Below are 20,422 nucleotides of genomic sequence, written 5' to 3'. Positions count from 1 at the left end.
GTGGATTTTTCCTGTTGATTAGATCAAAACCGGAAGCCAAGCGATACGTACGGCAAGGCGCCCTCGTCTGAAAACCCAACCGATGCCGTTACGGTGAGCAATTCGGCGGGTGTAACGAACAGCCCTCCGCCATAGCCATCATGCCAGCGTTTTGACTTTTCGCCGTCGAGCCATACGCGTCCAAGATCATTGAACGCAATCAATCCGACGCTCCCCGGAAAAAGAAAGGACCGGAAGTTAAATAATTTTAATCGCGCTTCGATGTTGTGATAAACCACGTGATTTCCCGCAAACCGATACGTTCTGAAGCCGCGCAGGTTCGTTTGACCACCCAGGTAGAGCAACTGAAAAAAGGCCGGATTGCCATACGTCAGCCCGCCACCGATTCGGTTTACCAGCACAAACCGCGCCGACTGGCTGAAGCTGGTGTAAATGGTCATGTCCGATCGGAGTTGGATCAGGTTGTTGGGCCGCTCATCGAACCCCTGAAGCCCTAGCAACGTAGTGGTCCAGTACAATCCTCTGGACGGTTGCACCGGATGATTGCGACCATCGATAGTCAAACCGGCTTGCAACCCTCCGTAGCTTTCCCGACGCAAAAAACGTTCGGGTGTCGGTAACTCATTCAAATACGTTTCAATAAATCGCCCGACATTGTCTGTTGGATCAAGCGTGAAATGCTGGAAGATTGGTCCCACAGCTACCTCCATGTGCTCACCCATTTTTCGTTTCAGCAACGCTGCTACGTTAATGACATTGTAACGGGTTCGATAGTAGCGAATGCCCCTGCCTTTTTCGTAATCCGATTCGTTGCCCGGCCCAAAGAAGTTCGTTACGTTATCGGGGGCTCGTGCGAAGGCATTGATCCACAGGTCGTTTTTGCCAATCAGATGAGTGAAAATCCCATCATATCGAAATGACATGGCCTCGGTAGCCAGCGCCCGCGTGACCATCAGGCGATTCATGGAGGCATAGGGCGACTTTCGAAATCCCTGCTTTATCAACTGAGCACCAACGCCTAATAGTATTCCATCGTCCAGATTGAAGCCTGCCGTTGCCAGCGGAACCAGCCTGTCGTACTTGAAGGCGTGCGGATCAAACGCATTGACAGCCTTATCAGTAGACAGGCGAAACGTTGCCAAATTTCGGGCGGGCAACGTATTGGCCTCGGTACTCAGGTCGTAGATAATAGGCTTGCCGGGATCGCCTGTTACGGCGAAAACATCATTGCCCTTGCCACCGATAAGCCGAACTTTAATATGGGCCGATTCAGCCCCACTGACCTCAAATCGGTCATTGCCCTTCTGGCCATACAGCCGGATTTCGTCCGTGACTTCTGCGTCGAACACGCGGTTATACAGGCGTTGTGCTATTGAGCCATCTTTGGCAATTTTAAAGACCAAAACCGCTATCTGGTCGTCATTCTGGTGCTCAATCCGAAACAATTCGGTTTTGTCTGAGCCGGGAATGTCCACCGATTTAGCTAAAAAACGATAATATTCCAGCCCTTTCTCCAGCAACCAGCCCCGACGAACTTTAAGCGTTTCCAGGATTCGATTACCCGATTCATTTCGGATTGTATCGGGTAATTGGCTGATGGCCCGTTGCAGTACGTCGTCCGTTAGCGAATCGCGCAGACTGGTGATAACAGTCATCCAGTCTTTCGCATCCAGCCCCTGCAAAAACAGTCGGTCAACATATCGGGCGTTGAACATCAAGCCATTTACGTTGGAAAGTTTATCCGTAAATCCCTGAAATTTAGGTTGTAGCCAGGGCAAAGCGGCAATGCCGGGCAAGATGCCCCCAGCCCTGAAAAAAACCTGATCGCGGTCGCGTGGAATCGGGAAATACTCTTTGCCAGCTTTGGTTTTGCGGCTTCCCCAGCGCCACTGGTCTTCGTGGCGGTCCCAGTCGCCCATGAACAAATCGAGCATTCGGGCACGTAGCACGGCTTTCTGATCAACGCTGTTGTCGTTGTCATCTTCGAGAGCGTCGATCAGTTTTAGGGTACTGATCGACTTGCCATCACCCGGACTACGTTCTTCGAACAGAAAAACGCCTTTCCCGAAATCAGCCTGATAAATACCTAAAGCCGGATCATCGGGGAGGTAAACGATTTTGGGACTGGCGTGGGGCACTCCGGCGGCCTTCGCCAGCGTAGGTACGACCAGGGGTGCGTAGGGGTAGCCCGCTGAAATTTCGTCCTGCAATACATCTTTGGCAATCGTTTCCTTCAGGGCATCAGGCAGGGCATTGGCCGGATCTTTCTGAATACTGCGCAGCACCCACTCCTTGCCCTGACTGTCTTCGATACGTAGCGATTTAGTTTGCATACCACCGCCCCGTTGCAGAATTTTAAAGCCGCCGTTGGTGCGGGCCAGATCGAAAACAGGCAATTTAACGGGTGTGGCCCACTCCCGGCGGTAATTGTTCCCCAGCATCAACCGCTGAAAAGAACCCGCCCGCTCGTAGTCTGGTGCAATGGCGACTGTGATGCTGTCAGGCCAGGCAGTTCGCGTTGGTCCATTGCCTGACTGATTAGCAGTAGGCGGAATCGTGAACAACGTGGCTGAATGGGCTTCGGTAGCGTTAGCCGCTTCATCGACGGTGTAGAACGTAGCGTTTACCTTACCGTTCGTCAATTCGTCGAGCATTACGTATCCCCATTCACCGCTCACAAATTTTGCCAGTTTGCCGTTCTTTACCCGCTCCCGGTTGATGCCTGATCCGCTAACAATGTAGTTGCGGGAACCGTCGACGATATGCTGAATGGCATGGTCGTGGCCCGATACAAACACGACGTTCGGAGCCGGGGTCATGGCTTTCTCCATCACCTGAACCATGTGCCGATAGGTTGGATTGGGTAAATCCTGAATGTTGCCAAACACGCCCCGCACGAGCGGATATAACGACCCTATAATGGGCAACGGAATATACAGCCCGGACGAAAATTCGGTCAGGGGGAAAATATGTTGTTTGATTGTATAATAGCCACCGTGAATACCGTAGCTACGAAAGGGATGGTGCGTCGCCAGAATGATGCCTTTGTCTTTGTTTCGAAAAACAATGTCCGACAGCCGGGCAATTACTTCCTCTTCGTTCTTGCAGGCGCAGTCTGAATCGGGGCCGGGCTTGGCGTATTGGTGCAACCACCACTGCGTATCAATGATGATCAGCACGAGCTTGTCGTTCAGGTGAATCTCTTCGGGGCCGGGGCAACCGTCGGTGGGTAACAGCTTGATATTGGGTGATTTGAGGCTATCGAGCCACTGTCCCTGGCGTTTGATACGTTCCCATCCATCGGGGTGACTCTTGGCCCAGTCGTGATTTCCCGGAATAAATAATACCTGCGATTCTTTTCCCTGGCCTGAATTGGTTAGTCCAGGCCGGGCCAATCCGGGCCGGGCCTGATAACGTAGTACCGCCGTCAACGAGTCATAATCTTTGCTGCCTTCTTCCGATAAGCCATGCGGATACACGTTGTCGCCTAGATACAGAAGCGTCGTCCGCTTGTTGTTGAAATCATACCGGGCACTAACAGCATCGACCACCGGATTTTTTCCATTTCGCAATCGCCCGGCGTCACCAATCAGAACAACGCGATGCCGAACGGAATCTGCCGGAACAGACTGCGGGAAGGCCGTTGTCAATGTGCAAAAAGTACTCAACAGAACCGCTACCCAACGGCCTGTTTCCGGTAAAATTTTCCTCATTTTTCAGGCTCGGTTTGGTCGTCGGTGTAGTTGATGTGGACACGTAACGCTCTCAGGTTGGCAATTCCCTGCATGGGCTCCAGGTCCATATACTCGATACCAGGCTTCAATTGTCCATTTTTTTGCAAACTAGTAATAAACGGTAAATAGTCAGCCGCTTCGGCCGTATGGCTATAGACTAAGGCGATAGTGTCGGGTTGTGTCAATCGTTCCTGCGTTCCCAGAATATAGGCTTTGTCGATCCGTTTCTTGAGTACTTCGTAGCGAATGCTGTACGATCCCTCCACGTCGAATCGGCGCTCGTCCTGCCGGAAACTGATGTCAACCGTGTTGGTGTGGGCCAGAATCAACTGAGTCGTTTGCAGGGGCAACGGCAGATGAGGCAACAGCCGATGGGTGAGCTGAGCCATTTCGATCATTGACGTCAACTGCCACCGGAACAGGTCCCGACCCACATCCAGCGAGAACGGTTTATCGGGCGAAATCGACTGGCCAACGTAGATGGTGTACTCGGTGCCATCGGTTCGATACCGTTCGAAATAGTGCGGATAAATGGTTTGCAGCCGTTTTTCTTCCTGATTGATGTACTCGTTCACCGTTGAGTTAAGCCAGTCCATGCTCCGTTCATATTGCCTGAGCGCCTGATTAAATAGCCCGCTTGTCTCACTCGTTTGCGACAGATACTGAGCAAGAACGCCTTCCAGAGTGGGCTGATGTGGCAGTAACAAGCGGAAATAGGGATTTACTTCCTGTGACAGAAAACGCGCATATTCCAGCTTATCTTCCGGATTCAGCCCGGCAATTAGTCGATGTTGACACTGGAAACTCTGTGTTCTAAGCTCGTCTGATCTGGCCCAGTCGGCCGGAAAATCAGGATGGGCAAAAATCGCTTCAATTGCCGCCAGCTGATTGGCCATATCCTGCTGAACGGCTTTGTGGCGCTCTGCCGATGAATTACGAATATCAACGGCCCCATACAATGGAAACACCTGCGGGAAACGTACTGGAATCGGCCGACTTTCGGCGTTTTTGTTCTGACCCAACCGCAATTCTTCCCAGGCCGCTTCATAAAATTTCCATTCGACCGAGGGTTGTAGAGATGTAAAGCGTTTCTTTATAAGCTGTTCGATTTGGTCGTTAAAATGATTCAGCTGGTAACGTAGCAGTTCCTGAACGAGGGGCAGGATACGTTCGATTTTTGTCAATACACTCTCGTCAAAGGCACCCGATTGGGAACTTCCCATTTCCAGAATTCCCAGCACTTCAGTGGCCGTTGTGATCGGGTACATCAGAAAGCTACCAATGCCTCTTTCCTTGAGTGACTGCCTCTCTGCTTCCGGGAAACCGTCCAGCGTAGGAAAGAGGTAGGGCATTGGATGCTGTGAGATTTTTTGTACTATTTTCTGCGCTACCTGGTCATTATACACGTTCAGGTTGATGCCCATATGACGCAAAAAAATGCTCCGGGCATTAGTGTCAGGCGTGTACACAAAATGGCCATTCACCTGAGGTAGCGGAATGATACTCAGTTGAAGATCGGGCTGGCTGTATAAGTTTCTCAGAGCAGACTCAAACCGCTGGTAGATAATTGGTTCACTATCCGACTGGAGATGGGCAAACGTATCCTGCAACTGCTGAATGGTTTCAGTTTCTGTTACGTCTTCCAGTTGAAAAAAGCAGAAACCGTCAAATGTAAACTGGTCCAGCGGTAGCAGGGCAATGGTATCCGGCAGGGGCGCCGAGCCGCTGGCGAAATCGATCCAGGCCGGTTGCAGAGGAGGCAATGTGCCTTTTATACAAGGCTCAACAAAGGAAATGTTAATGTCGATCCGGAAATACTTCGTCTGCCCTTTTTTATGTTTCTGAAACTGGAAAGACGGCTTCGACTTCGCTGTTTCAACACCATAGCATTTCTCCAGAATGAGTTGATAAATAAAGCGTTTTCGTGACTCCATCCCAATTTGGCTCGGAATGTCGGCCATGAATTCTGGAAATTCCTTCTGTAAATCCCTGAATGCCGATGAATACTGAAATACCGTCATCGGAATGGGCAAGCCAAACGCGTACGGAATGTCGCGGCTGGTTTGGGTAAGCGGCAGGACGGCCACGGTGGCTAATTGAAAAAGTTCGGCCAGTCGGGTCTCATCAATCGGTTGATCCGATTCTTCGGTCAGCGCAATTGCTTCGGTGAATTGAGCAATTAAGAAATTGTATAATTCATTCAACCCGTGAGCCGCGTCAAATGCCTGCTGCTGGGCTTTCAGGTAGGCGACAAAGGGTCGAAACGACAGCCGAAACTGGAGCGGTAACTCGTCCGGTTTCGGAAGTTTGTAAAGTGTTTCCATATCGGTGTATTCGTGATGGCAATGTAAATTTTATTCGTAGGATTATATCCCAAACGTTTGGCTATCTGTCTGTTATAGGAGCGAATCGGCAATCTGCTACGCATCTGTAGGTGAACGGGCCACCGGCGTACGTAAAAACAGATTCTTACGATAATTCGAAGAAAGTCCTTCTTTTTTAACAACAGCTACGCATTCGTAGTTCGTGGAACGAGTGCTGAAAAGTAGGCATCTGGCTGGTAATAATCGCGCTGATGTTGAGCAGATCCAGAATGTACAGGCTGGACCAGGATTGTCCGGCTACAGGAGGACGTTGACACTCTCGTTTGAGGGTAACCTCATGAAACGAGTCGTATAGGTAGACGTTGGTAGGTTATCGCTCTTTTGAGGTAAAACACGTCAAGCCGGGTGCCGTTGGTATTGCTACGTTCGGGCGCTCTCCGGCTGGCGTTATCAGTATGATTGTCCTGGCTCATATGAGCCAATTGTAAGGTATTCACCTGGACAAGCGGTACAAAATCCGGTGTCCAGCCCTAGTAATTTCGTTAGGCTGACTGGCCACTGTCGAAAATCGTTTCATTCGCGATATAGTCTTTCACCTGACCAACGGTTTGTAGCTTTCCCCAGTCTTCGTCAGGAATGCGAATGCCAAAACTTGCTTCAACCTGTATCAGCAAATCTGTTACGTCCAATGAATCAAGGCCCAGGTCGCGGGCGAAGTTTGCCTGATCAGTGAGAGCCGTTAGGCTGATACCGATGTTGGTAAGAATGCCCTGTAAGCGATTATTTATTTGTGAGGCTGTCATGGTTTCAAGAGTTTTTGGTTTGTTGTAGTTAAATCTCCCGAAAGTTTGACGCTTTCGGGAGGTTAGCGAGGCAGGTCAGACAGGTTCGGGTACGGCTTCTTCCACTTTTGTTTTGCTAAAGCGATTACCAAACCACTCCTGGAGCCGGTCAACGAGGTAGTACATCATTGGCACCAGGTAAATGGTCAGGATCATCGAACTGCTCAGTCCACCGATCAGTACCCAGGCCAGCGAGTTTTTCCATTCGGCACCGGCACCGCTCGCGGTGGCAATGGGAATCATACCAATCACCATCGCGATGGTCGTCATCAGAATCGGTCGCAACCGTTCTTCGCCAGCGTGCAGAATCGCCTGCCGGAAGGGAACACCCTGCGCTTTCTGCTGATTGGCAAAGTCAACGATCAGAATAGCGTTTTTTACCACCAGACCAATCAGCATCAACATACCCAGCATGGCGAAAATACCAATGTTGGAAGATGTCAGCGCCAGGGCCAGCAACGCACCAATGATCGCTACCGGAACTGAAAATAACACGACGAACGGATAAACGAAACTGTCGTAGAGCAACACCATGATGAAGTACACCAGCATCAGACCGGCCAGCATGGCGATACCCAGCGAACCGAAGCCTTCGCTTTGGTTTTTGAAATCACCGCCCCAGCTGACAGTTACGCCAGCAGGAAGCGGATTCTTTACCAGATCGGCCTGAATCACAGCCGTTAACGTACCAGAACCCGTTCCTAACGTATTGGCCGTAACCGTAACCGACGAGCGACGGTTTTTGCGTTCCAACAGCGATGGCCCGTTGCTGAGTGATACGTTGGCAAACTCTGCCAGACGTACCGCGCGGTTGGTCGATGGGCTAAAGAAATTAATATTCTTAACATCGTCAGGATTTTTGCGATCGAAGGCATCAAGCATCACACGGATGTCATAATCTTCGCCACCATCCCGGAATTTAGAATCGTCGTTACCGGCGAAGGCGTTTTGCAACGTACCGCCCACGGTTTGAATGTTCAGACCCAGTTTGGCCATCTTCTCCCGGTCGATTTCTACGCGCACTTCGGGGTTGCCCGCTTCTACGGATACGTTCACGTCGTTGGCGCCGGGCGTCTTACGGATTCGGTTGGCCAGATCTGCCGCTGCAGCTAGGTTCTGGTCTACATTATCGCCACTCAGGAAAACCTCGATGGGTGCCTGACCCGAATTAACGATACCAATAATGGACGACCCGAATTCGATGGCTGGAAAGCGTTCTTCCAGCTCTTTGCGGACCACCATCATATACGACTCCGTTGGCAGATGCCCAGGCCGCTCGTTGGCTGGGGCTAATTCAACGGTTAGCTCCGTCCGGTTGACGGCTCCCTGACCGGTACTGTTGACACCCGTACTGGCACCGCCTACGTTAGCAAATATGGTTTCAACTTCGGGTTTGCTACGTAAGTAATTTTCTATGTTTCTGGATGTGAGGTTATTCTGTTGCAACGAAACGCTCTTGTCGAGTTTCATCGTCAGCAGAAATTTGCCCTGATCACCCTGTGCCACGAACTCCGAACCAATGACCCCCAAGCTCATTACCCAACCTGTAAAGACGAAAATTGCGATCAGAATTCCGGTGAACGCCAGTTTGTGGCTCAGCACCCAGCCTAAGCTGGAGTGATATCCGTTCGTCAGGGCTGTCAATCCTTTTTCAAACCAGATCAGGAATGCCTGGAACGGGTTCTTCGGATTCAGATGCTCCAATTTGGCGAGCATCGACGTCAGCCACGGCGTCAGCGTAAAGCTCACTAACAAGCTAACCAGGGTAGCGAAGGCAACTGTCAGTGAGAATTGACGGAGCAAATCGGCGATAACGGCATCCACAAACGTAATCGGAACGAAAACCACCACAATTACCAACGTAATGGCAACGGCCGCGAAGCCAATCTCACTGACACCATCGAGCGTCGCCTGCCAGCGATTTTTGCCCATTTCAAGGTGTCGCTGGATGTTTTCGAGCACCACAATTGAGTCATCGACCAGAATCCCGATTACCAGCGAGAGCGCCAGCAGCGTCATCAGGTTGAGCGAGTAACCCATCACATACATGAACAGGAAGGCCGAAATCAGCGAAGCTGGTACCGACACCATGACGATGAACGCATTACGGAGGCTGTGCAGGAACAACAACATCACAAGCGCCACCAGGCCAACGGCCAGAATCAAATCGTGCGTAACGGCTTCGACCGATGCCAGCGTGAAAATGCTGCTGTCGTAGGCAATGGCGAAGTGGACTTTGTCTTTCGCGTTTTCTTTCTCAACAGTGGCCAGTTTCTCCTGCACCAATCGGCTGATTTCGACCGCATTGGCGTCGGATTGTTTCTTGATAAACAGACCAATACCATTCTGGCCGTTATAGCGACTGATGCTGCTTGGATCGGTAATGCCGTCGGTCACGTTCGCTACGTCGCCGATACGTATCGGGCTGCCATTTGGCGGGGTAGCGACGACTAGCTTCCGAATATCGTCGAGCGAGGTAAATTTCCCGGCGAGACGTAGCGTCATGTTTTCGGTCGTACTTTTCACTTTCCCGGTCGGGAAATCGAGGTTCGCCTGACCGATGGCCTGCGTTACCTGAAGCAGCGACAAACCGTAGTAGTTCAGTTTATCATCATCGACGTTTATCCGGATTTCGCGTTTGTCGCCACCCACCATCGTGATGTCAGCGACGCCCTTAATCTGCTGAAGAACAGGAAGGTACTTATCTTCCACCTGCTGATAGAATACTTCGTTGGGCAGCGTCGATGTCGCCAGCAACTGCATAATCGGCTGATCGCTGGGCGATATTTTCGACAAAGAAGGCTGCTCGGCGTCATCAGGCAAATCGCTGACCATTTTGTCGATTTCCCGTTGCGCATCCTGCAAGGCTAAATCGATGTCGGTACCCGGTTTGAACTGCACGACAAGCACCGACGCGTTCTCAAACGAATTGGCTTTCACATCGTCGAGGTTATCTAGCCCTGAGACAGCATCCTCAATTTTTTTACTGACTTCCGTTTCAACTTCCGAAGGAGCCGCACCGGGATACAACGTAGTGATGGTGATGACCGGCGTCGAGAATTCGGGCAACAACTCGTAACTCAACAAGCGGTACGAAAACAGGCCTCCAATCGTCAAGATCGCAAAAAGCACGATAATGAAGGAGGGGCGTTTGATTATGGTTTCGACAAATTTCATAGTCGTGATTTTTATAGAGAATCCCCAACCCCCTAAAGGGGGCTAATTCCACCGGTTAGGGGGTTGGGGGTGTTTATGTTATTGAGCGCTAACCAGCGTACCGTTTTGTAGATTGATCTGACCGCTGATAACTACCTGATCACCAGATTTTACCCCTTTCGTGATTTCGTAATATTCATTGGTTGTCGTGCCAATGGCGACCGATTTCAGAACGGCTTTCCCATTTTCGATGACGTAGAGCTGGGGTTCTTTGGCCGACCCAATGATCGCCTGACGAGGTACGGACAGCGTTTGGCGTTTCAGTTTGTTCGTGTTGGCAATGGAGCCATACATACCGGCACGTAGCGGATTAGCGGTTGAGTTGTGCACCGTAATTTCAACCGGGTAGTTGTGAGCGGCATCGCCCTGAGCGGCAATCATCGAAATGCGGCCTGTAAAGTGAGCATCCGGATAAACCTCGGTGACAATCGGTAGGGACTGACCGACGTGAAATTGATTGATCGCTTTTTCTGGCACCTGAACGACCAGTTTCAGTATCGAAATATCGGTCACTTTAGCAATTGGTGCTCCAACGGATACAACAGAACCTTTTTCAACCATTTTCTCCGTGATAATGCCCGAGAAAGGCGTCGTGATGGTCGTGTTCGCAATTTGCTTTTGAATCTGTTTAATCTGCGCCTGTGTCGAGCGGATGCTCAGTTGCGTACGCTCCAGATTGACGGCGGGTGTAGCATCGCCTTTCACCAGATTCTCATAGCGTTTGAGGTCATTCTGATACCCTTCCAGTGTTACCTGTAATGCTTCTATCTGATAATGAAGTTGTTCGTCGTCAAGCTTGGCAACTAACCGGCCTGCGCCAACCGTTTGGCCTTCTTCAATAGGTAAGGCCACAATTTGACCACCCGCTTGTGGGCGAATTTCGATTTCCCGATTTGGCGAGAATGAACCTAAAAATTCGGTTTCCTGCGACAGATTGCGCAGTTCGGCAACAGCGGTCCGTACGCCCACTTTCTTGTCGGCATCCGGCTTGTAAATTTTTGCTTCTACTTCTTTTTTGTTGTTGACCAGCGTCCAGGCCGTCAGACCTATCAGGGCAACCAATGCGAGTACAGTGATAATGCGTTTCATAAATTTTGCTTTTCGGAGATTAATGGTTGTGTTAATGGGGGCGATTTAGCGGTTAACTAAGCTACCGGTTGCTTTTTTCCAGTCGAGTTCGGCAGTGCGAAGGTTGACCAACGTAGTGAGGTAGTTGTTCTGCGCGTCACGTAGTGAGGTTTCGGCCTGAACAACATCAGTGATGTCAACCGTACCTTCCTTGAATTGAAGTTGAGTTTGGGTGTAGACTTTTTCCGCCAGAGCAACCTGCCCCCGGTTGGTTGAGAGATTTTGTTGTTCGACCAGAAATTTGTTGCGTGAATTGGCAATGTCCATCGAAATCGACTCGCGGGTTTGCCGAAGCTGTACGTCTAATCGCTGATCATCAATTCGCTTCTGGCTGAGTTTGGCTTTACGAGCCAGACCGTCGAATACGTTCCAGTTCAGTTGAAGCCCGAGCCAGTAACCCGGTAAGTTTTTGATATAGGAATTGTCGCCACCAATGGCATATACCGAACTGTTGGCTACGCCATAGGCCGATACCGTCGGCACGAAGCCCGCTTTTACGTTTCGTTGCTCCAGCCCGTTAATTTCCTTTTGCTGATCGAGCAACTGTATATCCGTGCGGTTGATAGTGTACTCGCTGCTCGGAGCAACTGGAATCGTTTCTTCAATCGCTGTCCGAACCTGTAGCGAATCCGTCTGGGGCGTACCAGTCAGGTATTTCAGCGCATTGAGTAACTGGTTATACGTAGCCTGGAGCGATTCGATCTGCGTTTGCGAGGAGGTTTTACTGAGTTGCAGTCGATCAACGTCAATGCCTTGGGCTAGCTGGTTTTGGCGACGCAAATCCGTGATCCGAATCAATCGCTCGGTGGATGCCAGGTTAGTGCGTAAAAAGGCGATCTGTTGGGCGGTCGTTTGCAGATTGTAATACGTTGCCGATACGTTGTAGGCGACATCTTCTTTCACTTTCTGCGTTTGCAGCGCCGATAAATTCCGGCTGGCTTTAGCTGCTTTAGTCGCAATCATCAGCGACTGGTTATACAATTGTTGAGTGGCCTGCACACTGGTCGATAGATTGTATGGAAGCCCGAATGCAACCGCCGAATAGCTTCCTTCGGGACCGCCAAAGACCGATGCGGGGATAACCTGACCCGGAATTTTGAGGTAGCGTCGGTAATCGCCGGATAGATTCACTTGTGGACGGGCGCTCGCTCTTACCTCGGCAATCTGAGCCTCGGTTTTGATCTCATCAAGCCGGGCTGTCTGCACATTGAAGTTGTTAGTCAGGGCTTTATTGATCAATTGATCGAGCGTGTAATCCTGGGCTTGTGCCAATGCCCCAGTGAGTAGCAGCGTAGTGGAGAGGAACCATCGAATGGTTTTCATGGTTGGTGTTGAATAATTTGTTTTAAACATGGTGATTAATCAAGAATTTTAAATATTTGTTTAAATGGTGGGCAAAAAAATATCAGACTTTTTCAAACTCAAACAAGTAGTTCGTAATCATGTCTATGACTAGCTGTTTGTGATTATCCGCAAATTTATCGAAGCCAGCTTCGTCCATTTGCCACATTTTCATATGCATAGCTTTCCCGATAAACAGGAATTGGATATTACAAAAGATCATTGGAAGCAGGTGAATGGCATTGATCGCTCGGACAGTTCCCTGCTTCACTTCCTGTTGTAATTGCTCTTCAAACATGGAGTGATGAATTTGTTTCATAACACCAATGCTGTTGACCATACGCTCTGGATTGCGATGGACTTCGTTCATGACGAAGAGCGACAGGCTTGGATTCTCCTTCATTAATTGAAAGTCATGCCTAATCAACTCAGCAATCTTTTCGCGCAGGCTGATTGGTTTATTCATAATATCAACCATTCCGTTGAAGAACAACTGAATCATTTCTTCGAAGATGCTTATAAACAGCTTCTCTTTACTACGGAAATAATAATTCGTTAAGGCTATATTGATACCAGCAGCATCGGCTATATCCCGTGACGTAGCCCCATCAAATCCCTTCTCCAGGAATACCCGCTTGGCAGCTTCCCGAATGCGCTCTTCGGTTGACTTTGACGGCAGTACGCTACAATCCATGGACTTTTTCATTTAACGTATCAAAAGTATGTTGTCCTTAACAAACAACCAAATCATTCAAATGGTTTTTTTAAACAAATGTTTAAATTCTTGAAATAGTGAAATAAATTATGATTTGGAGTGAAATTTATTGGTTTAGTGCAATGGAATAGATTAAAATATGCATCGTCTTACAACGGCATCGGTCGACCATTACTATTTTAAACCGGCGAATAAGACAAAAAGCCGGGCAAAACGGCTAGTGCCATTTGACCCGGCTTACTGAAGAGGTGAGCGAATTAAATGATAGTCACAGGAAAATCGACGTTCAAGTCATCCGATCCGGGGGCGCTTGTCCCATTTTTGGCGTTCGGCTGGTGACGTAGCTGAACCTTCAGTTTTCCCATTGCGGCTACTCCGGCTTTCAGCGTAAACGCCAGCCCAATTGGATAAGGCCCCGGTGTTGGATTTGAGTCTTTATCCGTAATTGTTACGGTTAACAGATTAGCTGCCGAAGGCGTATAGACAAACAGATGTTCGTTCGCTTTCTCTCTGATTTCAGTTGTCGCATCTAGTGTAGGCGTTTGAGTTTTGTCGTAAAGCTGAACCGCTCCCGAATAGGTTGCATTTGCTTTCAGATTCAGGGTTGCCTTTGTAAAATCAGCCGTTGTGTTCAGGTTTTCAATCGTAGCTGTTACTACGTCCTGAGCATTAGCGGTGTTGGTCAACGATAGAATGGCCGTTGTGAGGGCTTCATTATCGTCTGTTGGTGCTACGTTCTGCTCGTCGTTTTTACAGGCACCGGCCAGAAATGAAACGGCTAGTACGGTCCATAGGGCTGTTCTTATTGATTGCATGACTCAGGTCGTTAAAAAGTGAAATTATATGTTGAGGATTGTTAACTGCGAGTCCGTTATTGCTGTGATTTCTAATTAGTTCTTCTTATATTGCTGATAATCAGTCAGAAACTAGATAGTCCATTTAAAATGGGACACGTACTTTCAGGCTAATGTTCCGTCCCGGTTCATCGGCGAAATAACGGAAGCGGTTCAGATAATCGCGGTAGTCTACGTTCGCCAGATTGCTGCCGGTCAAAATCACACTCATCGACTGCCTACCGACTTTGGCCGCAAAACCCAGTTCGGCACCCAGTAGGAAATAAGCGGGTGGGGGAGGAGCAAAATCGCCTGTAAAGATGACGTCCCCGTTTTCCTGCCGACTTGTTACGGCGGGTGCCCGATTCTGCCGCGCTACGTATAAGCCACTCACCGAAACGTACAGGTTTGAAAGTCGCCCTAACCGCGCCCAATCGTAACGGAGGCTGTTGTCGGACCGATTGGGTGGAATGAAAACGAGGTAATCACGATCCGTCTGGTTATAGGCGAACAGCAGCGAATTTTTGGTCGTCAGCGTTAATTGACTGGTCAGCTTATAAGTAAGTGTCGCATCAATTCCCCGAAATCTTGCTTGTACCTGTGCATAACTGTATGAAGGAAACGCGCCCCGCTGGCGGATAACCGGCACAGAGTCGGGTTTGAGGTAGATATAATTGTGAATGAGGTTGTTATAGATGCCAACTTCGCCACTTAGTCGATGGCCGGTGTATGCCAGTACAAGGTTTCCATTATAGGCTTGTTCGGGCTGTAGATTCGGATTGCCACGTTCATAGGCAACCGCGCTTTGATGTAACCCATTGGAATACAGATCTGCTACGTTCGGCGCGCGCCAGGCAGTGCTGACATTCGCTGTTAGTGTTAAGTCAGGCCGTAATTGATAGGCCGCGCCCAGCGAGCCATTGGCGTTCTGCCAGTTGTGGGTTGTGAAGTACGTTTGAGTGGTGGCTTCGTTGAGGAAATACGCCCGCAACCAGCGATAGTCATAGCGCAGACCAGCTTCTAATGTCCACCGGCCAACAGCATAGCGTTCAATACCAAACAAGCCCGCGCCATAATTACGGAAGTTAGGAATCAGAAATAAGTATTGACGCACGTTGCCCTGCGTGATTCCATTGAATCCAACACTGCCCGACCACTGTCCGCTGTTCGTGGTTTTTATGTCCCGATGCTCCCAGATTAAATCGGTAGTATGCGTGATTAACCTGAGGTATAATTCAGGATTCAACGCGCCACTAAACGATATGAAATCATATTCGCGACGCGTATTCTTTTGTCGGGCAAAGGTGGCTGTTAAGGTACTTTCATTTTTGAATCGCCAGTAAGTACGAATTTTGAGTAAATCATGCTGTACGTCCTGATACGGACGATTGAGCGCATAGGAAAAGCCCGGTTGGGCCAGCGGTTCAGGGCGGCTGATGGCGGCATAAAGATCGGCTAAACTACCAACCTGGGCACCCGTAAACAGCCCAATTTTTGTATCAAACTGGCTGTAAAACACCTCGGCCCCCCAATTCTTGTGATCGTAGTGAATGTCACCTGAGAAATTGTTCTCGTGATAACTAGTGTTTTCCAGGAAATAATAGGGCGTCCTGACATAGCCAGACCGTTTAATCGTACCTTGAAGACGCCAGCTTAACCCCGTCAATTTCTTGCCGGGCCGCGTTCGGCTGAATGCTCCTTCCAGCATACCCGATGCCACACCCATGCCACCATTTGTAGCCCCCACTACGTTCACTTCACCACCAATGCCCGGCTGCGTTGGCATGGCTTTAGGCTCCACTAAAATTACCCCACCGATGGCATCGGACCCGTACCGAATACTGGCTGCGCCCTTGATCACGGTAAGACGCGATGCCAGAAACTGATCGACTTGTGGCGCATGTTCGGTGCCCCATTGCTGATCTTCCTGCCGGATGCCGTTATTGAGAATGATAATTCGGTTGCTGTATAAGCCGTGAATAACCGGCTTGGAAATACTGGGTCCGGTTTGAATGGAATATAGTCCAGCCAGCGATTTAAGGCTTTCGCCCAGCGACTGGCCGCGCGTTTGGTCGAGAGCCGCACCCGATAAGCTGACCTGTGTCTGGAGAAGTTGCTGGGCTTCGGATCGGTGTTCCGTTACAGTCACTTCATTCAACGTAACGTTTTCGGATAGCAGCGTTACCGACGAGCTTGTTGGGTCAGCTAGCGGAAGGCGAATGCTACGTGTCTGCTTTTTATAACCAATAAACTGATAGTCGAGAGTGTAGGTACCTGGACATAATCCCGTTAGCCGGAAATATCCGTTAGAATCGGCAACGGCTCCTTTCCCGACTTCCCGCACATAAACTGTTGCACCCACTAAAGCTAGCTTCTCACTCCGTTGCCGAGTATCCTGACCCTGAATTTGCCCGGTCAATGAGTCAGTGCATACGGTCGAATTCTGGCCCCAGCCAAAGCGTGTAATGCATAAAACCAGCCATAGGCAAATGCAGTGGCTGGTAAGTTTTCTGTACGTACGCTGGGTGAATGGCCCTGATTGCATTCTATTACTTATTCCTGATGACATCGTTACGTAAAATTGAATTTCACGCAACGATGTTGCAAAAATAAGAAAATAGACTTATCTACCTCTAAAAGTGAGAATCTTTTTGCAATAATGTTGCAATTGACGTGGGCCCGGCAAATGCTGTTTAAAACGTGAAATTGCCTCCGTAATCGCGGCTATGGTCACGCCAGACGCTGTGGTAGTGGATTTGATTCGGATAAACTACGCCCGTCTGACAGACAAATTCGATCCAGACACTGGGGCCGTCAATGCGCACATAATCGGCGTTGGCGGTCAACGTAGTATTTCCGGAATAGGCGATGTATGTATTGTCCAGTTCATTTTTGTAAGTAGCCAGTAAACTAGTGGCCGTAGCGTCATCTGTATCCTGCAGCCAGGGTTTCATGGCGGCCAGCACCAAAGCCTGCTGATCGGCGGTTAAGGTGCTGGCCTTGATCCCCACTTTTGTGGCTGGGAATTTTCCATCGTTATCCGGGCCAAGTACTACGTCGCTGAACGTGCTGTTCAGTTTGGCATTTGCCAGTTGGTCGGTGCTTAATGAAGCCAGCATGGCTGCCATTGCCGACTGCTCACCGGCGAGTGGCGCGTAAACGGTACCGGTCCCATTTATAGCCGTCCAGCTTCTGGGTTCAACGCCTTCAAAGAGTGGCGTCGCGCTTTTCACGGCACCTCCATTATACGTAGTGTTTATGGCCAGATGGTGACCGCCGTACTGAAGTTGCCAGGTACCGGTTGTGGATGGCGTACCCAGGAAAGCGATAAAGTAAAGGCCCGATGAATATGAACTACTGTTGCTTGTCAGATTCAATATATCGTCTGCCGCCCTGATCTGGGTAATTTCACTGTAACCCTCATTGGCGGTTGTACTCGTTGCTGCTGCCACAACGGCCAGGGCAGCCGTTACCTGATCCGTCGTTAGTGTGCTGAATGACAGACCATTGCGGCAAGCTGAGCCACAAGGAAGATTTGACCATTTGATGGCATTGGCTTTGGTATAATCAAGCACCAGCGCTGCTTTTTGAGCGGTCGTTAGGGTAGCCATGAAGGCTTCTGCGGCACAAACGACTCTGGCCGTTTGGGTAGTCGCGGTGCTGCAATCGGGTGATGTTGTCGTGGAAGAGCCAGCCGAAATAGTGGCTGTGGTTACGCAGGTGCCGACTCCATAGGAAGTAGCCGATACTGTAATTGTCTCAGAAGTAAAACTCGTTGTACCGTCGAATGTAAGAGGAACGGCTACCGAAGTTTGTCCGTCTTTCACGGTCGTTGTGTAGGTGTTGGGTGTGAAATCAGCACTGATAATCGCAAACGTAATGGAACCTGCCACAGCGTTATTCAGGCCAATGGACAGCGTTGTACTCTGCGCCGAGCCGTTGTTCGTGAATGCCGACGTACTAAGCGCTACGGTTGAACAATTTAATGAAGGGGCGTACAGGATATCATTCTCCGTTTTTTTACAGGAAACGACTACGCCAAGGAACAGGAGAATAGCCAGGTAAGAATAGATGGATTTTCCGTTCATAGGAATTGACTTTAGGTGTGCTATGTTCAAAAATCAGATTCGACTCATTCAATTATACCCGTATCTTCCCACTGTTTCAGCCAGTCTTTTTTGACGCCCTGCACCTGTGAAAAAAACTCGTAGAAAGGAAGCATGTCCTTTTTGTAATCGCCCGTCACGTAGAGCGGTTTGCTCAGAGGAACTAATTTGCGGGGCCAGTCGAAGCCGACAAGAATGAGAGGAACGTTCGCCTTGAGCGCAATGTAATAGAAGCCTGTTTTTAGTTTTGAAACATTGCTTCGGGTGCCTTCGGGGGCGATACAGATGTGTAGCTGGTCATTTTGGTTGAAAACATCAACCATAGCGTCCACTAAATTATTCGACTTGTTCCGGTAGACTGGCTTACCGCCTAGAGCGCGAAATAACCAGCCAGAATACCATGTAAACAGGGAGCTTTTAGCTAAATACTGAATCCAGATATGGATTGTTGGCCGAATGCCCAAGCCAATTAGAAAATCCCAGTTGGTTGAGTGCGGGGCTACCACCCAAATCGCTTTCGGTACGGTGGGAATAGGTCCAGCTACGCGCCAGCCCCAAATTTTAAATAACCAACGGGTAATAGCACCCAGCATAATAATCAGTCAATAGTCGATAGTCAACAGTCTACAGTAACTGTTGACTATCGACTATTGACTGCCCGGCAAAATTAATACTTCCGATCGTTACGTTCTAACCAACGGCCAGTTATGAATGCCGATACTAGCAATACCGCGTAGAACAGAAGTGTCAAAGGGGTTGATAAATCCATGTCGTTATCAGTTGAATTCTGATGCAAAAGTAAACAGAAAGCGCTAATAGTCGCTAGCTATCAATCGTTAGTCAATAGGAAAATAAGTAGACATGATCAACTAGTACCTAACAACTGCTCACTAGCGACCGCTCGGGCGTCCTTATGATGACTATTGGCTTACAAAACCCCCTTTGTGCTTGGAAGGTTGTCCAACTCCTTGATATCACGCCGGACAGCCATTTTAATGGCTTTAGCAAAGGCCTTGAAAATGGCTTCTATTTTATGATGTTCGTTGTCTCCTTCTACCTTAATATTCAGGTTGCAAAGAGCTGTGTCGGAAAAAGATTTGAAGAAATGGTAGAACATCTCGGTAGGCATATCACCAATTTTCTCGCGCCGGAATTCGGCATCCCACACGAGCCAGGGACGACCTGAGAAATCAATGCCAACCTGGGCAAGAGCCTCATCCATGGGTAATAAAAAACCGTAGCGGCTAATACCGCGTTTGTCGCCGAGGGCCCGTCGGTACGCTTCACCCAGTGCCAGCGCCGTGTCTTCAATGGTATGATGCTCGTCGATGTGCAAATCGCCGTTGACCTGAATGGTCAGGTCACCTCCCGAATGTTTGGCTACCTGATCGAGCATGTGATCGAAAAAGCCAAGTCCTGTATGTATATCAGCCCGGCCTTTTCCATCTAGGTTTAGTTCTACCCGAATTTGAGTTTCCTTCGTACTACGTTCAACCAGAGCCGTACGGGCTGGTAAGCGCAGAAATTCATAAATCTCATCCCAGTCGTCGGTAGTGAACGCAATTGCGTTTTGCATATCCGTGGTCAGGCCAGTTACATCAGCCTGCTGAACCGTCGGCAGACCGTTGGGAGGCACAAACAGAATGGCTTTTGCTCCGAGGTTAATGGCGAGTTGTACGTCAGTCAGTCGGTCGCCGATTACATAGCTGTTCGCCAGATCGTAGTTATCCGAAAAATAATTGGTCAGCATACCGATGCCAGGTTTGCGTGTCGAAGAATTATCACGCGGGAAATGACGGTCAATATGGACTGCCGAGAAGTGAATATTTTCGCCTGCGAACGTAGCGAGCATCTTATTATGAGCGGGCCAGAAGGTATCTTCAGGGAATGAATTGGTACCAAGACCATCCTGGTTTGTCACCATTACCAGTTCATAATTAGTTTCTTCGGCGATTTTACGCATCGCTGAAATGGCTTTAGGAACATAGTCAAGCTTGGCGAATGAATCAACCTGTTGATCGGGTTGCGGCTCGATAATGAGTGTACCATCGCGATCAATGAACAGAACTTTTTGCATAGAAATAAGCGGGAATTAGCGCACAAAGATACAGCCTCTTGGCGTTGCTTGAGAAAATGTCTATGTTTGCAGTATAGTTCTTATATCGGTCCTATAGTTATATCCG

Annotated in this window: 12 protein-coding genes; all 12 read right to left on the bottom strand. The window is 49.3% G+C overall.

What is annotated here, in order from left to right; all coding sequences use genetic code 11:
* Positions 1-23: 23 nt before the first annotated feature.
* The gene (locus tag BM202_RS14225; RefSeq protein ID WP_093827104.1) at positions 24-3,713 is read right to left on the bottom strand and encodes a BamA/TamA family outer membrane protein; all 3,690 of its coding nucleotides are present in this window, start codon (positions 3,711-3,713) and stop codon (positions 24-26) included.
* Positions 3,710-6,058, bottom strand: coding sequence for a GAF domain-containing protein (locus BM202_RS14220; protein WP_093827103.1), 2,349 nt, complete (start codon positions 6,056-6,058; stop codon positions 3,710-3,712). Before BM202_RS14220 ends, BM202_RS14225 begins: the two co-directional genes overlap by 4 nt.
* A gap of 542 nt (positions 6,059-6,600) precedes the next feature.
* Positions 6,601-6,861 (bottom strand): acyl carrier protein, encoded by a 261-nt coding sequence (locus BM202_RS14215; RefSeq protein ID WP_093827101.1) that lies wholly within the window; start codon positions 6,859-6,861, stop codon positions 6,601-6,603.
* A gap of 75 nt (positions 6,862-6,936) precedes the next feature.
* A complete protein-coding gene (locus BM202_RS14210) occupies positions 6,937-10,077 on the bottom strand; it encodes an efflux RND transporter permease subunit (RefSeq protein WP_093827099.1) in 3,141 nt (1,046 codons plus the stop codon).
* 78 nt (positions 10,078-10,155) lie between these two features.
* Positions 10,156-11,205: an efflux RND transporter periplasmic adaptor subunit gene (locus tag BM202_RS14205; RefSeq protein WP_093827097.1), complete on the bottom strand. Its 1,050-nt coding sequence runs from the start codon at positions 11,203-11,205 to the stop codon at positions 10,156-10,158.
* 45 nt (positions 11,206-11,250) lie between these two features.
* Positions 11,251-12,567, bottom strand: coding sequence for a TolC family protein (locus tag BM202_RS14200; RefSeq protein WP_093827290.1), 1,317 nt, complete (start codon positions 12,565-12,567; stop codon positions 11,251-11,253).
* An 82-nt stretch (positions 12,568-12,649) separates the two neighbouring features.
* The gene (locus tag BM202_RS14195) at positions 12,650-13,279 is read right to left on the bottom strand and encodes a TetR/AcrR family transcriptional regulator (RefSeq protein WP_245776666.1); all 630 of its coding nucleotides are present in this window, start codon (positions 13,277-13,279) and stop codon (positions 12,650-12,652) included.
* 278 nt (positions 13,280-13,557) lie between these two features.
* Positions 13,558-14,115 (bottom strand): hypothetical protein, encoded by a 558-nt coding sequence (locus BM202_RS14190; RefSeq protein ID WP_093827093.1) that lies wholly within the window; start codon positions 14,113-14,115, stop codon positions 13,558-13,560.
* A gap of 124 nt (positions 14,116-14,239) precedes the next feature.
* Entirely contained in the window at positions 14,240-16,678 is a 2,439-nt protein-coding gene (locus BM202_RS14185; protein ID WP_093827091.1) for a TonB-dependent receptor, read from the bottom strand.
* Positions 16,679-16,826: 148 nt separating this feature from the next.
* Complete coding sequence (locus tag BM202_RS14180; protein WP_093827089.1) at positions 16,827-18,221, bottom strand: DUF3500 domain-containing protein; 1,395 nt, start codon at positions 18,219-18,221, stop codon at positions 16,827-16,829.
* Between the two features lie 44 nt (positions 18,222-18,265).
* The gene (locus BM202_RS14175; RefSeq protein WP_093827087.1) at positions 18,266-18,832 is read right to left on the bottom strand and encodes a 1-acyl-sn-glycerol-3-phosphate acyltransferase; all 567 of its coding nucleotides are present in this window, start codon (positions 18,830-18,832) and stop codon (positions 18,266-18,268) included.
* A gap of 335 nt (positions 18,833-19,167) precedes the next feature.
* On the bottom strand, positions 19,168-20,316 hold the full coding sequence (gene hisB, locus BM202_RS14170; RefSeq protein ID WP_093827085.1) for a bifunctional histidinol-phosphatase/imidazoleglycerol-phosphate dehydratase HisB: 1,149 nt from the start codon (positions 20,314-20,316) through the stop codon (positions 19,168-19,170).
* Between the last annotated feature and the right edge of the window lie 106 nt (positions 20,317-20,422).

The organism is Spirosoma endophyticum, from assembly GCF_900112365.1.
In the GTDB taxonomy this organism is placed as follows: domain Bacteria; phylum Bacteroidota; class Bacteroidia; order Cytophagales; family Spirosomataceae; genus Spirosoma; species Spirosoma endophyticum.
This window is presented reverse-complemented; position numbering and strand designations above follow the sequence as displayed.